We start from the raw sequence: 15,456 nt of genomic DNA on the forward strand, positions 1-15,456 counted from the left end.
TCGGCTGACAAAGACTGATTGATCGTCGTATGCTTTTTCATGGGCTCGCCCTCGCTGTCGTTGGCTTCTATAAGAATGCCACCGTGGCGCATAGACGCCTCGGCTTGGGCGAGTCCATCTAATTACATGATGTCTTTACGCCGCTCGGCGGCCAGTTGTTCGGCCAGCGCATCAACACCCTCCACCGGCTCCTGCGGCATACGCTTGAGCGTTGCCTGCATCAGGCGCATCTGACGGATAAAGCGCCGGCAGTTCGGACAAAACATCAAGTGATGACGCACCAGCAGACGCTCCCGAAAGGTCAATTGCCCATCGAGATAGTCACTGGAACGCGCTACTTGTTCTTTACAGGTCAACATTCGCCCGTTTCCTCAAAATGCTCCACCGTGGCGAAGACTTTAAGCCGCGCTCGATGCAACAGCACACGGACGTTGGAGAGTGAAAGGGTCAGAAGATTACAGATTTCTTCCAGTTCCAGGCCCTGGCGCTCACGCAGGACCAGCACACTGCTTTGCAATTCGGACAAACTCAGAATCGTATGCTCCAGGCATCTGCGCAGTTCATCTTCGGTCAGCAGCGCTTCCGGGGTGTCCTGGTGCCAGGCATACGGGGCGACAGCCCAATGGCCATCATCTGGGCTGAAGCGATCATCACCAATGGTGCCGTGGGGTGAAGGCAAATCGTCGAGCAGTACTTCCCGACGATTCTGTTTATAACGACCTTTGGCAGCGTTGGCGGTAATGGTCAACAGCCACGTCTTCAGGCTTGATCGCCCTTCGAACCTGGCCAGGTTGCGTACCACTGAAACCCAGGCGTCTTGCACGATTTCATCGGCGTGGCGCTGGCCAACGATGGCATAGGCCACCGCCCGCATTGCGCTCTGATAAGTGGTGACCAATTCCTTATAGGCCCGCTGCTCCCCCTTGAGCAGGCGTTCAAGCAGGTGCGCGTCGTCCGCTGCTGGCATCGTTTACCTCAATCTTGCCGTGGAAATACGGTCAATGTGGGAGCTGGCTTGCCTGCGATCCAGACAACTCGGTGATTCAGGCACACCGAGCCGATGCCTTCGCAGGCAAGCCAGCTCCCACAGTTGACCGCCTCCGGCCACACACTCAGCGTTTGCGCAGGATCACACTGCCAATCGAATACCCGGCGCCAAAGGAGCTGAGTACGGCAACCGCGCCCTTGGGCAGGTCATCCTGATAAGTGTGAAACGCAATCACCGAGCCGGCCGAGCTGGTATTGGCGTAAGTATCGAGGATCACTGGCGCTTCTTCCACCGACGCGTCGCGCCCCAGCAGTTTTTTCACGATCAGGTGGTTCATGCTCAGGTTGGCCTGGTGCAGCCAGAAACGCTTCACATCAGTCACGCTCAGCTGGTTTTCTGCCAAGTGTTCGCCGATCAATTCGGCCACCATCGGGCAAACATCACGGAATACCTTGCGGCCTTCCTGCACGAATAGCTTGTCGGGGGCGCCGATGCCCTCTTCCGCCGTGCGGTTGAGAAACCCGAAGTTGTTGCGAATGTTGTTGGAAAACTTGGTCAGCAGCTTGGTGCTCACCACATCGAACTGATGTTCGGACGTCGCCAGGTCAGCACGCTCCAGGATCACTGCCGTGGCGGCATCACCGAAGATAAAATGGCTGTCACGGTCACGAAAGTTCAGGTGGCCGGTGCAGACTTCCGGGTTGACCATCAGGATCGCCCGGGCCTGGCCCAACTGGATGCTGTTGGCCGCGTTCTGGATGCCGAAGGTGGCCGAGGAACACGCCACGTTCATGTCGAAGCCGAAACCCTGAATACCCAAGGCTTCCTGGACTTCAATGGCGATCGCCGGGTAGGCACGTTGCAGGTTGGAGCAGGCGACAATCACGCCATCAATGTCGGCGGCGGTCTTGCCGGCGCGCTGCAGGGCTTGTTCGGCGGCACCGATGGCCATCTGGCAAAGCACCGACCATTCGTCGTTGCTGCGCTCGGGCAGGCGCGGCGCCATGCGCTGCGGATCGAGGATGCCGTCTTTGTCCATCACAAAACGGCTCTTAATGCCGGATGCCTTTTCGATGAATGCCGCGCTCGACTCGGTCAGCGCCTGCACCTCGCCACGTTCGATAGCGGCGGCGTTGTCGGCGTTGAACTGTTGTACGTAGGCATTGAAAGACTGCACCAGCTCTTCGTTGGAGATGCTGTTGGCCGGGGTGTACAGGCCGGTGCCGCTGATGACGACGTTATGCACGGTCGTTCCTCTAAATCTGTCAGGCAGAAGATATTGGTACCGTCGTACCAAACTGTAAGTCGTTTGATTCCGTCCAGCAGGCATCAAACTGGCAACGCTTTATCTAATCTTGTAACCGCGAAGTTTGCCACAACGCCGGTGATTTGGCGCGATATGCCAGACAAACATCCAATTGTGGGAGGGGTTTGTCCTCATAACTGTAGGAGCGAGCAAGCTCGCTCCTACAGTTGGGGAAGGGCTTCAGGGCTCTACCTGACTCCACTGCTTGCTCAAGCGCTTATCGGAAATCGGCACCTTGGTGCCCAACTGCTGGGCAAACAACGACACTCGGTATTCCTCCAGCCACCAGCGGTATAGCTCCAGCTGCGGGTCGCGCTTGCCTTCCTGGGTGTGTTTGTTCAGGCGGTTCTGGTACTGCGCCCACAGGCCGCCCAATTCGCTGCTCCACACGCGGTCCTTTTGCACCTGGCTCGGCAGTTTTTCCAGGCGCAGTTCGATGGCCTTGAGGAAACGCGGCAGTTCCTTGAACCACTGGGCCGGGGTTTCCCGCACAAAACCTGGATACACCAGGTTGCTCAGTTGCAGCTTGATATCGTTCAAGGCCACGGCCTGGGCCAGGTCGATCTTGCCTTTGAAGCGTTTTTGCAGGCCGTGCCAGAGCTTCAGCACTTCCAGGGTCAGGCGCGCCAAGCGTTCGGCGTGCTCAGTCCAACTGCCGCGCTTGCGTTCAGCCAAGGCTGCCAGGCCAGCGCCGTCCCGTGGCAGGCTATCTTCGCCTTCAAGTACGCAGGTATCGAGGCTGGCCAGCAGGATGTCTTCCACCAGCGCGTCGATACGCCCCAGTTCACGGTACATCAAGCCCAACTCGGTCAAGCCCGGCAATTTACCGCGCAGGAATTTCGCCGGTTCCGCCAATTGCTGCATCAGCAGGCGCTGCAAGGCGCGACGGTGCTGGAACTCGGCTTCGGCGGCAGTCGAGAAGCGCCCCTCCTTGACCGTGCCGTTCTCTTCCACCAGGGCCGGGTACACCGTCATCGATAGGCCGGCGATGTTCTGCTGAGTTTTTTCCGCCACCGCCGCAAACACCTTGGCCTCCACCGGCTGCTGGCTTTTCGCGGTTTGCGGCACGGCCAAAGCCGCCTGGCTGGCTTCGGCAAACCGTGCGGTGAGCTCGGCCAGGTCACGGCCTTCGCCGAGGAACTTGCCCTGGCCGTCGACGACTTCCAGGTTCATCTTCAGGTGGTTTTCCACCTGTTGCGCCGCCTCGGCCCACGCCTCATCGCTGACCCGCGCACCGGTCATGCGCAGCAATTCACGCCCCAGCGCCTGGGGCAGCGAGCCCTGGCCGAATTCGATGCGTTGCAGCGCGGCCTTGACGAAGTCCGGCACCGGCACGAAGTTTTTGCGCAACGCCTTGGGCAAGTTGCGCACCAGAGCGATGCACTTGGCTTCGATCAACCCCGGCACCAGCCACTCCAGGCGCTCGGCTGGCAAGGCCGGCAACAAAGGCGCCGGCACCCGCAGGGTCACGCCGTCACGGGGGTGGTTGGGTTCGAAGTGGTAACTCAAGGCCAGGGCCAGGTCGCCCAAGTGCAAGGTGTCCGGGTAATGCGCGGCGGTGACTTCACTGGCCTCGCGGGCCAATACATCTTCTTCGCGCATGATCAGCAGTTGCGGGTCTTTCTGGCTGTTGACCTTGTACCAACTGTCAAAGGTGGCGGTCTGGTGAATCTCTGCGGGCAGGCGCGCATCGTAAAAGGCGTACAGGGTTTCTTCGTCGGCCAGGATGTCGCGACGGCGGGCCTTGGCTTCCAGCTCGTCGAGTTGCTCCAGCAGTTTCTGGTTGGCCGTCAGGCACTTGGCACGGGACTGAATCTCGCCGCGCACCAGGCCTTCACGAATAAACAACTCACGGGACACCACCGGGTCAATCGGCCCGTAATGCACCGGCCGGCGCCCGACCACGATCAGCCCGAACAGGGTGATCTGCTCATAGGCCACCACCTGGCCGCGCTTCTTCTCCCAATGGGGTTCGAAGTGGTTTTTCTTGATCAGATGCCCGGCCAGCGGCTCGATCCAGTCGGCGTCGATTTTCGCCACCATGCGTGCATAGAGCTTGGTGGTTTCCACCAGTTCGGCGGTCATCAGCCATTGCGGGCGCTTCTTGCCGATGCCCGAAGACGGGTGAATCCAGAAGCGACGCTGGCGCGCGCCGAGGTAATCGCCGTCTTCGGTCTTCTGGCCGATCTGGCTGAGCAAGCCGGACAGTACCGCTTTATGCAGCTTCGGATAGTCCGCGGGCTCTTTGTTGAGGCTCAGTTGCATGTCGCGGCAGATCAGGCTCAATTGACGATGGGAGTCGCGCCACTCACGCAGGCGCAAGTAGTTGAGGAAGTTTTTGCGGCACCAGTTGCGCAACGGGCTGGCGGTCAGTTCCTGGCGCTGCTCCTCGAAACCGCGCCACAGGTTGACCAACCCGGCGAAGTCCGAATCCGGGTCTTTCCACTGTGCATGGGCCTGGTCGGCCGCTTGTTGACGCTCCGGTGGGCGCTCGCGCGGGTCCTGGATCGACATGGCGCTGGCGACAATCAACACTTCCTGCAAACTGCCCAGCTTGGCCGCTTCCAGCAACATGCGGCCCATGCGCGGGTCCACCGGCAAGCGGGCAAGCTGGCGGCCCAACGGCGTGAGCTGGCTGTTGCGGTCTACCGCCGAGAGTTCTTGCAGCAGGTTGAAACCGTCGCTGATGGCCTTGCCATCCGGCGGTTCGATAAACGGGAAATCGGTGATCTCGCCCAGGCGCAGGTGCAGCATCTGCAGGATCACGGCAGCGAGGTTGGTGCGCAGGATTTCCGGGTCGGTAAATTCCGGGCGCCCGATAAAATCTTCTTCGCTGTACAAGCGCACGCAAATACCCGGCTCAACCCGGCCGCAACGGCCTTTACGCTGGTTGGCGCTGGCCTGGGAAATCGCCTCGATGGGCAAACGCTGCACTTTGGCGCGGTAGCTGTAGCGGCTGATGCGCGCCGTGCCGCTGTCGATCACATAGCGAATGCCCGGCACCGTCAGCGAGGTTTCCGCGACGTTGGTCGCCAGTACCACGCGCCGGCCCGGGTGGGACTGGAAAATGCGCTGCTGCTCGGCCGGCGACAGCCGTGCGTACAACGGCAAAATCTCGGTGTGCTTGAGTTGGGCCTTGCGCAGCATGTCGGCCGCGTCACGAATCTCGCGCTCGCCGGGCAGGAACACCAACACGTCGCCGGGGCTGCGCCGTTCGCTGCGCTCATAGGCGGCGATTTCATCGAGGGTGGCGAGGATCGCCTGGTCGACGGTCAGGTCGTCCTCGACGCGGTTGCCCTCCTCGTCCTGTTCCAGGGTGAGTGGGCGATACCAGGTGTCCACCGGGAAGGTACGGCCCGATACCTCGACAATCGGCGCATCGTCGAAGTGCTTGGAAAAGCGCTCCAGGTCGATGGTGGCCGAGGTGATGATGACTTTGAGGTCGGGGCGGCGCGGCAACAGGGTCTTGAGGTAGCCGAGCAGGAAGTCGATGTTCAGGCTGCGTTCGTGGGCTTCGTCGACGATGATCGTGTCGTAGCGCTCGAGGTAGCGGTCGTTCTGGGTTTCGGCCAGCAGGATGCCGTCGGTCATCAGCTTGATCAGGGTGTTGGAGTCACTCTGGTCTTCGAAGCGCACTTGGTAACCGACCAGCGCACCCAATGGCGTGGCCAGCTCTTCAGCGACACGGCTGGCGACACTGCGCGCTGCGATCCGGCGTGGCTGGGTATGGCCGATCAGGCCGAACTGGCCGCGGCCGATTTCCAGGCAGATTTTCGGCAACTGGGTGGTTTTACCCGAACCGGTCTCACCGGCGATGATCAGCACTTGGTGCTTGTTCAGCGCGTCCTTGATCTCATCGCGCTTGGCGGCAATCGGCAGGCTGTCGTCGTAGCGAATCACCGGCAGGCTGGCGCGCCGCGCCGTGACCTGGGCGCACGATGCCTGCATGCGCGCCACCCACTGCGCCAGCTTCTCCTCATCGGGCTTCTTGCGCAGCTCAAGCAACTGCCGGCGCAAGCGGTGGCGGTCGGCGAGCATGGCGTGATCGAGGGTTTTGAGCAGTTGGTCGATGGTGGGTGCTTGGTCTGTCATCAGCTATTTCGACGGTCATCTATTTATGCACGGCCGGCAAGTGTGGCAGAAAAGCAGCCGAGCGGGCAGCCGGTTGAGCTGCAACGGGAGTAAACCGCTCCCACAGGGAGGGAATGGGTTATAGCGGATCTTTTCGGCGGTAGGGGAACACGTCGATCACCTTGCCGGCACGAATCGCGTCCTGCAGGCCTTTCCAGTAGTCAGCGTTGTACAACTCGCCATGCAGCTCATCGAACAACCGGCGTTGCCCGGCGTCGGCAAACAGGAACGGCGGGAACTCTTCGGGGAACACATCCAGCGGGCCGATGGAATACCAGGGCTCGGAGGCCATTTCATCCTCGGGGGTGCGCGGCGCGGGAATATGGCGGAAGTTGGCTTCGGTGAGAAAGCAGATTTCGTCGTAGTCGTAGAACACCACGCGGCCGTGGCGGGTGACGCCAAAGTTCTTCAGCAGCATGTCGCCGGGGAAGATATTCGCCGCCGCCAGTTGCTTGATCGCCAGGCCGTAATCCTCCAATGCTTCGCGCACCTGAGCGGGGTTGGCGTTGTCGAGGTAGAGGTTGAGCGGGGTCATGCGTCGCTCGGTCCAGCAGTGGCGGATGAGCACGGTGTCGCCCTCCACTTCGACGGTACCGGCGGCGACTTCCAGCAGCTCGGCCAGGCACTCGGGCTCGAACTTGCTCAAGGGGAAGCGGAAGTCGGCGAACTCCTGGGTGTCGGCCATGCGCCCTACCCGGTCGACGCTTTTCACCAGGCGGTACTTTTCGATCACCGTCGCGCGATTGACGTTTTTTGACGGCGAGAAGCGGTCCTTGATGATCTTGAACACCGTATTGAAACCCGGCAGCGTGAACACGCTCATGACCATGCCACGCACGCCGGGGGCCATGATGAACTGGTCATCGGTGGTGGCCAGGTGGTTGATCAGCGCGCGGTAGAACTCGGATTTGCCGTGCTTGTAGAAACCGATGGAGGTGTACAGCTCGGCAATGTGTTTGCCCGGCAGGATGCGCTTGAGAAAGCCAATGAATTCCGCAGGCACGGGCACGTCGACCATGAAATAGGAACGGGTGAACGAGAAGATGATCGACACGTCGGCTTCGTCGGTGATCAACGCATCGATCTGGATGCCTCGCCCTTCGCGGTGCAGCAGCGGAATCACCAGCGGCCATTGTTCGTCGCGGGTGTAGATGCGCCCCACGAGGTAGGCGCCTTTGTTGCGGTACAGCACCGAGAAAAACAACTCGACCTTGAGGTCCGGGTCCTTGCACACCCAATCCGGCAGGTTTTCCCGCAACTGGGCTTCGAGGCGGCGCAGGTCGGCGGGCAGGTCGGCGTAGGGCTCGCTGAAGCTGTAGTCAGAGAAGACCTGCGCCAGCATCTCCGCTATTTTACCGGCCGGCGTGTAGATACGGGTTTGCGCCGCCCGCGCCCGGCGCAGGCTAGGCCGGGTGGTATGGATGAACATGCAGCCGTCACTGATCAGGTCATGGCTGAACAGGCCGCAGAAGATCGAGTTGTACCAGGTCTCGGACAGCTCATCGTCAAAGCGCAGGTCGATCAAGCCAATATAAGCGCTTTTTACCAAGGGCCACTGGCCGATGTCCTGCAATCCCGCAGGGTCGAAACTGGCGCGCAGACGAGTAGTCACCTCAGCGACTTTTTCCTCATAGAGGTTGATGCGCGCCGCCGACGCGGCCTGCCCCTGCTGCCACTGGGCCTTCTCGAAACGCTCACGGGCGCCATCGGTGATCTGGCGGAAGTGCTCACGGTAATCGTCGAAACCGTCGAGGATCATCCGGGCGATAGCGAGGGCGGACTGCGACATGCGGGAAACCTCGAACGGGTATCTGGAAGCCCAGAGCTTAGCCAGTGAACCGAGGCAGGAGAAGAATGATTTTGCACGGGGGCAAACTGACTGCAATTAGCCATTGTGCCGACCTGCCCGCTGGGCAACACTTCTGCGCCCGATTGGCATAGGAGTTTTCCGTGAGACCTGTTGACACCCTGTATCTGCTGGGGCTGGCTGCCATCTGGGGCGCGAGTTTCCTGTTCATGCGCATCATCGCGCCGGAAATCGGCACGGTGCCCACCGCGTTTTTCCGCGTGTCGATTGCCGCCGCGGGTTTACTGGTGATCCTGGCGATGCTGCGCGTGAGCTGGGATTTCCAAGGCAAGTTCAAGACGGTCCTGCTGCTGGGCGTGATCAACTCGGGGATTCCCGCGACGATGTACTCGGTGGCGGCGCAGGTACTGCCAGCGGGTTATTCGGCGATTTTCAACGCCACCACACCGCTGATGGGTGTGCTGATCGGCGGATTGTTTTTCAGCGAACGCCTGACGCCGTCGAAAATAGCGGGGGTGGCCTTGGGTCTGCTTGGTGTTGCCGTGCTCACCCGCGCAGGGCCGGTGGCATTTGATCTGGAACTGTTAATGGGCGCATTAGCGTGCCTGCTGGCGACCACCTGCTATGGCTTCGCCGGTTTCCTGGCGCGCCGCTGGCTGGATCAGCGCGGCGGGTTGGACAGTCGCCTCTCTGCCTTGGGCAGTATGCTGGGCGCTACGTTGTTTTTGCTGCCGTTCTTCGCCCTCAGCGCCATCACCCAGCCACCGGCGAGTTGGGGCGGCTGGCAGGTGTGGGTGTCGCTGCTGGGATTGGGGCTGGTATGTACGGCGTTCGCCTACATCCTGTACTTCCGCCTGCTGTCATCCATCGGCCCGGTCAAGTCGATGACCGTGACCTTCATGATTCCGCCGTTCGGCGTGTTGTGGGGTGCGTTGTTGTTGGATGAGCCGCTGTCCATGGCCCACCTGTATGGCGGTGTGCTGATTGCCGGGGCGTTGTGGTTGGTGCTGCGCCCGCAAAAACTGTAGGAGCGACCAATCTCGCTCCTACAGGGGTGGGTTTATTACTTACGGAATACAAACACCAAGCCGACGATGATCAACGCCATTCCCAGCACGCTCAACAAGGCCAGGCGATTGCCAAAGATCAGGTAGTCCATCACCGCGGTCACCGCCGGCACCAGATAGAACAAACTGGTGACATTCACCAGGTTGCCGCGGGCAATCAGCCGATACAGCAACAGCGTCGCCAGCACCGACACCACCAAGCCCATCCACAGCACCGGCAGGTAAAAGCCTGCACTGTGCTCGAAGTGGAACGGCTGGAACGGCACAAACACCCCGCACAGCAACAGCCCGGCCAGGTATTGCAACGGCAATGTGCCCAAGGGGTTGTCGGTGATGCGCTTTTGCATGATCGAGCCAAACGTCATGCTCGCCAGCGCCAGCAGCCCGAACACCATCCCGGCCAGGGACATGCCCGCCAACCCGATGCCCTGGTACACCACCATGATCAAGCCAGCCAACCCCAACCCCAGGCCGAACAGCCGGCGCCAGGAGCGTTGGCGCTCCATCAGCACCACGGTGAGGATCGGCTGCACACCCATGATGGTCGCCATCACCCCAGGGGTGACGTTGAGGTCCAGGGCCAGCAGATAGAAAATCTGATAGGCCCCCAGCAAGACCAGGCCCGTCGCCGCCGCATACAGCAGCGGCTTGCCGGGACGTGGCAGCTTCAACTTGAGGAGCGGCACCAGCACTACCAACCCCATCAGGGCGATGGCAAACCGGATCAACAGAAAGGCAAAGGGCGAAGCATGGGCCAAGCCCAACTTGGAGAAGATCGCCCCGCTGCTCCACAGCAAGACAAACACGCTCGTCGAGGCCGCCGCGGCCACGGATTGTTTCGAAAGCACAGACATGGTTACCACCTGTTATCAGGCAAAAAAGCCGACTCAGTAAAAAACTGAATTTCAGTAGGTTTTTTCAGGCAGGCACGGGCAACAGCGAATCGCTGATCAGCCCGAAATGCCAACACCCGGCGGTGATACGACTGCGTACACCGGCGTGCTACTGACAGGTGGGGGGTAATGACTGATCTGCGCAGGCTGCTTGCCACGGCACGGCACGACCACGGCGTTGACCGCTGAATCGACTACCGCTATGCGCTGGGAAGCTGGCATGTGCTGATCTTTTTGAAGGGATATAAAGACGCGACGACTATAACCAGCCGCAAACATACTTTGCAATCCTTTCCCCCTTGCCTTGTACATGGAGGCGTTTTCATGCCCTGGAACCTGGCCACTCGCTATAATGCCGCCCGGATTTTTCGAAGGATTTCACATGACTGCTTTGCCCTGGCTGTACCTCACCCTACTTTCCATTGGCTATGTCATGGCTTTGATCTACGGCCAACTGGGCGTACTGGCGGCGGTCTCCATCGCACTGCTGCTGGTGGCCGGGTACGCCGTGCGCCAGCAACGCAACCCTTGGGCACGCTACCTGGGCCAAGGCTTGTTTATCGTCCTGGCCCTGGGCCTGGTGATGCACTGGCTGCCGGGTTTCTATAACGGCCGCGGTATCGCGCCCCAGCGTTTAACTCCGGACTCAGTGCCCTTCTCGATGTACCTGAACCAGGACAAGCCCCTGATCGGCTTCTGGCTGTTGCTGGCCTGCCCGTGGATTGTGGCGCGACGTTCATTGCGCCTGTCGATCTGCGTCACCGCCCTGGCACTGACCCTGACCGCCATCGCCGTATTGGGTGGGGCCGCACTGATGGGAATGATCAGTTGGGCACCGAAATGGCCGGACCAGGCATGGCTGTGGGTACTCAATAACCTGCTGCTGGTGACGCTGGTGGAAGAAGCGCTGTTTCGTGGCTATGTTCAGGGCGGCCTGAGCCAACGCTTCAAACACTTGCCCTACGGCGAGAACCTCGCGCTGCTGCTGGCCTCGCTGTTATTCGGCCTGATGCATTGTGGTGCGGGTTGGCAATGGGTGACGCTGGCCAGTATTGCCGGGGTCGGTTACGGCCTGGCGTATCGCTTTGGCGGGCTGGGCGCGGCGATTGCCACGCATTTTGGCTTGAATCTGCTGCATTTCGGCTTGTTCACCTACCCGATGCTGGCCAGCTAAGCCTGCCCGACTGTAAGAACGAGCTGTTGTGGCGAGGGAGCTTGCTCCCGCTCGGGTGCGTAGCGCCCGCAAGTTGTTTGGGGCCGCTTCGCAGCCCAGCGGGAGCAAGCTCCCTCGCCACAGTCGGCACTCTGCTCCCAGGATTGTTGCAAAAATAAGTTAAATAAATACCCAGCATGGCCGATACCCCCTGAAAGCCTTGCGGATTGAACAATCATGCGTAATAACCAACCCGTTACCCAGCGCGAACGTACCTTCCCCGCTCAGCAACGGTTGATCTCCACCACAGATGCCAAGGGTGTCATTACCTACTGCAACGACGCGTTTGTCGAAATCAGTGGGTTCACCCGCGACGAACTGGTCCGTGCCCCGCACAACCTGGTGCGTCACCCGGATGTGCCCTCGGCGGTGTTCGCGCACATGTGGTCCACGCTCAAACAAGGCTTGCCATGGATGGGCATTGTCAAGAATCGCTGCAAGACCGGTGACCACTACTGGGTTAACGCCTATGTGACACCGGTGTTCGACGGTAACCAGGTGATCGGCTACGAATCGGTGCGCATCAAGCCAACCGCCGAGCAGATCCGTCGGGCCGAGGCGCTTTATCAACGCATCAACCAGGGCAAGTCGGCGATTCCCCAGCGCGACAAATGGCTGCCGGTGCTGCAGGACTGGCTGCCGTTTATCCTGGTCAGCCAACTGAGTTTCATGATCGGCGCCACCCTCACCTCCCAGTGGGGCTTTGCCCTGGCTGCGGCGCTGTCGGTGCCGTTGGGCCTGCTGGGCCTGAGCTGGCAACAGCGCGGCCTCAAGCGTTTGCTGCGCCTGGCCGAACAGACCACGTCCGACCCGTTGATCGCGCAGATGTACACCGACAGCCGTGGCGCACAAGCGCGCCTGGAAATGTCGATCCTCAGCCAGGAAGCGCGTCTGAAGACCTGTCTTACCCGCTTGCAGGACACCGCCGAGCACCTCAACGACCAGGCGGCGCAATCCAACACCCTGGCGCATAACAGCTCCAGCGGCCTGGAACGCCAGCGCGTGGAAACCGAACAGGTGGCCACTGCGGTAAACCAGATGGCGGCGACCACCCAGGAAGTCGCCAGCCACGTGCAGCGCACCGCCGACGCCACCCAGGAAGCCAACCGCCTGACCGGTCGCGGCCGCGATATCGCCGGGGAAACCCGCGAGGCGATTCAGCGGCTTTCGGCCGCCGTTGGCGAGACCGGCGTGACCGTCACGCAACTGGCCAAAGACAGCGATGAAATTGGCGGCGTTGTCGATGTAATCAAGGGCATCGCCGACCAGACCAACTTGCTGGCGCTCAACGCCGCTATCGAAGCAGCGCGTGCCGGTGAGATGGGCCGTGGTTTTGCGGTGGTCGCCGATGAAGTGCGCCAACTGGCGCAGCGTACGGCCGAATCCACCGGGCAGATCCACAACCTGATCGCCAAGCTGCAACACACGGCGGCTGCGGCCGTGCAAACCATGGACGCCGGGCACCGCCAGGCCGAAGAAGGTGTGGCGCGTGTGATGGAAGCGGATCAGGCGTTGGTGGGCATCAGTGAGGCGGTGGCCAATATCACCGACATGACCACCCAGATTGCCGCGGCCACCGAAGAGCAAAGCGCCGTGGCCGAGGAGATCAGCCGTAACATCAGCACTATTGCGCTGTTGGCAGACCAGACCTCAGAGCAGGCGATGAACTCGGCGCAGTTGAGTGAAGAACTGACTCATACAGCGAATACTCAGTACTCGCTGGTGGAGCGTTTTAACCGGTAGAACTTCAGGGGCTCACTTTCTCCAACAAGTGAGCCCCTTGCAGATGGCTATCACTCATCATCTTTTTATCACCAAGCATTCTATAAAACTGTCAATCCTCACAGTTAATCTTTGAACGCCTCCCTCCTTATAGTGTGAACCTGTCAAACAGGAGCACACCGTCATGTCCCGGTCTACCGACTCAAATAGCGCCCTGCATCCATTCCCAAAAACCATGGGACGTGTGCAATGGACTGAAAAATCATCAAACAACGAAAGAACACTGGAAGGCTGGGTCCTCCCACTGCACCTATCCGAATACAATAATCAGTATTGGGTCAAGTTGACGCTCCAGTCCCCAGACACTCAACAATCACTGTTACTGAAAATACCTTGCGACTCCATAAGCACATCACCTAACAAATCAATCCAGCAAACCCCGGAAGCTTTCGCCCATATGTACATTCAAGGTGCAAACAATAACGCACCTGAAACTGAAGAACGCTTTAAACCTGTCGGTGACATTGAGATAACCGTTGACGAAAGCACAGGGAACACAACGCTGAATTTCGAAGGTTCTTTCACTGACACAGCGCCGGAATTACGCGAAATAAAATGCTGCTGTGAGTGGCCTGGAACTACCCTTGACTCACAAAATTCGGTCTTTAAGTGGACAGAAGGACAAACTCAATACAAAACGCAGGGCTGGCTGGCCTACTCCAATTCAAGCAAGGCATGGTATCTGACCGGCGAGGAGGGAGAATGGGGTACGCCTCAGTACCGCTACTGGGCTATTTATATTTACTGCGACGATGAAAATGAACAAATCATCGATAAAACATTTAAACAGGGTGATGAGAAATCGAACTTTTACTATGTTCCCTTCGGCGGTGGCACCTATGAAGACGAATACAATGTAACGCTTACACTGACTCAGCAGCCGTTGCGCTGCGAAGCCACCTTTAAAAATAAAATCCGCGACCGTGTAGACATGACTAACGGCACGTTTATGCCTATAAAAGACTGCCCATAGCCACATCATTTTCACGGATGCTCGTACAGTGAGACCTCAACCCCCTGACAAACGCCCCCTATATAAAGGAGCTTTATAATGTCAACCGACCTCTACCCCTTGGAAGATCACGAAAACCCCACGTCTAAAAATACGTTTACGTGGATTAAATGCAACGAAAGTACATCTGCGGAAAGAGTATATTTTTACCACAATAAAGATAAAACGGAATGGATCCTCAAAGGAGCAACCGGGTCCATTAGCAATAAGAACCTGCTAGTCTATAGAATAAAAATTCCTTATGAAGAAGGAAATATAACTAAAACCTATAACCTCACAGATGAATTTTACGCTCGGGAACCCATCGGCGACCCTGCTAATGGATTTACAATTCACAGGGCTGAGGAGGCCGAAGTAACGATTACCATCAATACGCTTACCGAAAGAGCAACAGGTTCTTTCAAAGCAACCTTTAGAGAACAGTCGGCCCACATGAATGTTACAGGTGATTTCGAAATGTACTATATTCAAAAAGAATACCCTTAAAAAAGCTCATCACCTTTGCAACACCAACCCCCTCACAAAGCGTCAGGCGAGAAAACCTGACGCTTTGATGGCCGCCGCCTCCAAATGCTGCTCATGACTGAACCCCGACGCCTTCAACGGCTTCAAATCATGATCCCCCGCCGCCAGCCACATCACCTCAATGCTCGGCGATAACGCATACCCCTCCACCGCCGCTCGATTGCCCAAGGCATCACGCTCGCCCTGCACAATCAACGTCGGCGTCTTCAACCCGGCCAAGTGCTCCACCCGAGGCTTTTGCGGCTTGCCCACCGCATAAAACGGATAGCCGAGGCACACCAACCCATCGGCGCCCAGCTCATCGGCCAACAAACTGGCCATGCGCCCGCCCATGGACTTGCCGCCAATCGCCAGTTTCCCAGCGACATGACGTCGCACCTGGGCATACACCTCACGCCACGCCTCCAGCAGTTTCGGCGCCGGATTTGGCGGGCGTTTGCCCCCGTCCAAGCGGCGCTGGGCCATGTACGGGAACTCGAAGCGCAACACGTTCACGCCATGCCCGGCAAGGCGTGCAGCCATGTCGTTCATGAATGCCGAGTCCATCGGTGCGCCAGCGCCGTGGGCCAGGATCAACGTGACAGGCTCGCCTGAAGGCTTGCCCGTGGCGACATCCCACAACCAGCCATGTTCCCGTACACACTGCGCCCATTGATCCCCGTCAATACTGGCCTTGTGCTCTTTGCCCATGCTTGCCTCGCTTTTTAGTCTGCCTATAACTCCAGCCCAAGT

The 15,456-nt window shown here is 59.2% G+C and carries 12 protein-coding genes; 5 read left to right on the top strand and 7 right to left on the bottom strand.

All coding sequences use genetic code 11. From position 1 onward, the window contains the following. Nucleotides 1-122: 122 nt before the first annotated feature. From GIV35_RS17115 to aceK, 5 genes are all read right to left on the bottom strand, one after another. On the bottom strand, nucleotides 123-359 hold the full coding sequence (locus GIV35_RS17115; RefSeq protein ID WP_014719432.1) for an anti-sigma factor family protein: 237 nt from the start codon (nucleotides 357-359) through the stop codon (nucleotides 123-125). Then, the gene (locus tag GIV35_RS17120) at nucleotides 353-967 is read right to left on the bottom strand and encodes an RNA polymerase sigma factor (protein WP_223023657.1); all 615 of its coding nucleotides are present in this window, start codon (nucleotides 965-967) and stop codon (nucleotides 353-355) included. The genes GIV35_RS17115 and GIV35_RS17120 overlap by 7 nt, the downstream gene beginning before the upstream one ends. A 145-nt stretch (nucleotides 968-1,112) precedes the next feature. Next, nucleotides 1,113-2,234: a beta-ketoacyl-ACP synthase III gene (locus GIV35_RS17125; protein ID WP_105227714.1), complete on the bottom strand. Its 1,122-nt coding sequence runs from the start codon at nucleotides 2,232-2,234 to the stop codon at nucleotides 1,113-1,115. A gap of 240 nt (nucleotides 2,235-2,474) precedes the next feature. Then, the gene (gene hrpA, locus GIV35_RS17130) at nucleotides 2,475-6,386 is read right to left on the bottom strand and encodes an ATP-dependent RNA helicase HrpA (RefSeq protein WP_236265558.1); all 3,912 of its coding nucleotides are present in this window, start codon (nucleotides 6,384-6,386) and stop codon (nucleotides 2,475-2,477) included. Between the two features lie 118 nt (nucleotides 6,387-6,504). Continuing rightward, nucleotides 6,505-8,214: a bifunctional isocitrate dehydrogenase kinase/phosphatase gene (aceK, locus tag GIV35_RS17135; RefSeq protein ID WP_236265557.1), complete on the bottom strand. Its 1,710-nt coding sequence runs from the start codon at nucleotides 8,212-8,214 to the stop codon at nucleotides 6,505-6,507. Between the two features lie 161 nt (nucleotides 8,215-8,375). On the opposite strand from aceK, the gene GIV35_RS17140 reads away from it, so the two are divergent. Further along, nucleotides 8,376-9,260: a DMT family transporter gene (locus GIV35_RS17140; protein ID WP_223023655.1), complete on the top strand. Its 885-nt coding sequence runs from the start codon at nucleotides 8,376-8,378 to the stop codon at nucleotides 9,258-9,260. A gap of 35 nt (nucleotides 9,261-9,295) precedes the next feature. Here the strand turns inward: GIV35_RS17140 and GIV35_RS17145 are convergent, their stop codons facing one another. After that, complete coding sequence (locus GIV35_RS17145) at nucleotides 9,296-10,153, bottom strand: DMT family transporter (protein WP_213153245.1); 858 nt, start codon at nucleotides 10,151-10,153, stop codon at nucleotides 9,296-9,298. Between the two features lie 421 nt (nucleotides 10,154-10,574). Between GIV35_RS17145 and GIV35_RS17150 the strand changes: the two genes are divergently transcribed. The 4 genes from GIV35_RS17150 (at nucleotide 10,575) to GIV35_RS17165 (ending at nucleotide 14,685) form a co-directional block, all read left to right on the top strand. Then, nucleotides 10,575-11,366: a CPBP family intramembrane glutamic endopeptidase gene (locus GIV35_RS17150; RefSeq protein WP_236265556.1), complete on the top strand. Its 792-nt coding sequence runs from the start codon at nucleotides 10,575-10,577 to the stop codon at nucleotides 11,364-11,366. A 216-nt stretch (nucleotides 11,367-11,582) separates the two neighbouring features. Beyond that, the gene (locus tag GIV35_RS17155; protein WP_223023653.1) at nucleotides 11,583-13,148 is read left to right on the top strand and encodes a methyl-accepting chemotaxis protein; all 1,566 of its coding nucleotides are present in this window, start codon (nucleotides 11,583-11,585) and stop codon (nucleotides 13,146-13,148) included. 163 nt (nucleotides 13,149-13,311) lie between these two features. Further along, nucleotides 13,312-14,160: a hypothetical protein gene (locus GIV35_RS17160; RefSeq protein WP_223023652.1), complete on the top strand. Its 849-nt coding sequence runs from the start codon at nucleotides 13,312-13,314 to the stop codon at nucleotides 14,158-14,160. A 78-nt stretch (nucleotides 14,161-14,238) separates the two neighbouring features. After that, nucleotides 14,239-14,685, top strand: coding sequence for a hypothetical protein (locus tag GIV35_RS17165; protein WP_223023651.1), 447 nt, complete (start codon nucleotides 14,239-14,241; stop codon nucleotides 14,683-14,685). A gap of 42 nt (nucleotides 14,686-14,727) precedes the next feature. Here GIV35_RS17165 and GIV35_RS17170 read toward each other — a convergent pair whose 3' ends face one another. Then, nucleotides 14,728-15,414: an alpha/beta family hydrolase gene (locus tag GIV35_RS17170; RefSeq protein ID WP_236265847.1), complete on the bottom strand. Its 687-nt coding sequence runs from the start codon at nucleotides 15,412-15,414 to the stop codon at nucleotides 14,728-14,730. Nucleotides 15,415-15,456: the final 42 nt, after the last annotated feature.

This window comes from Pseudomonas sp. PA-1-6B (assembly GCF_021609545.1).
Lineage (GTDB): Bacteria > Pseudomonadota > Gammaproteobacteria > Pseudomonadales > Pseudomonadaceae > Aquipseudomonas > Aquipseudomonas fluorescens_BV.

Coding starts and splice junctions, on each gene's coding strand:
- GIV35_RS17155 (WP_223023653.1), top strand. CDS start 11,583: ATGCGTAATAACCAACCCGTTACCCAGCGCGAACGTACCTTCCCCGCT.
- GIV35_RS17165 (WP_223023651.1), top strand. CDS start 14,239: ATGTCAACCGACCTCTACCCCTTGGAAGATCACGAAAACCCCACGTCT.
- GIV35_RS17145 (WP_213153245.1), bottom strand. CDS start 10,153: ATGTCTGTGCTTTCGAAACAATCCGTGGCCGCGGCGGCCTCGACGAGC.
- GIV35_RS17170 (WP_236265847.1), bottom strand. CDS start 15,414: ATGGGCAAAGAGCACAAGGCCAGTATTGACGGGGATCAATGGGCGCAG.
- GIV35_RS17150 (WP_236265556.1), top strand. CDS start 10,575: ATGACTGCTTTGCCCTGGCTGTACCTCACCCTACTTTCCATTGGCTAT.
- GIV35_RS17160 (WP_223023652.1), top strand. CDS start 13,312: ATGTCCCGGTCTACCGACTCAAATAGCGCCCTGCATCCATTCCCAAAA.
- GIV35_RS17120 (WP_223023657.1), bottom strand. CDS start 967: ATGCCAGCAGCGGACGACGCGCACCTGCTTGAACGCCTGCTCAAGGGG.
- hrpA (WP_236265558.1), bottom strand. CDS start 6,386: ATGACAGACCAAGCACCCACCATCGACCAACTGCTCAAAACCCTCGAT.
- aceK (WP_236265557.1), bottom strand. CDS start 8,214: ATGTCGCAGTCCGCCCTCGCTATCGCCCGGATGATCCTCGACGGTTTC.
- GIV35_RS17115 (WP_014719432.1), bottom strand. CDS start 359: ATGTTGACCTGTAAAGAACAAGTAGCGCGTTCCAGTGACTATCTCGAT.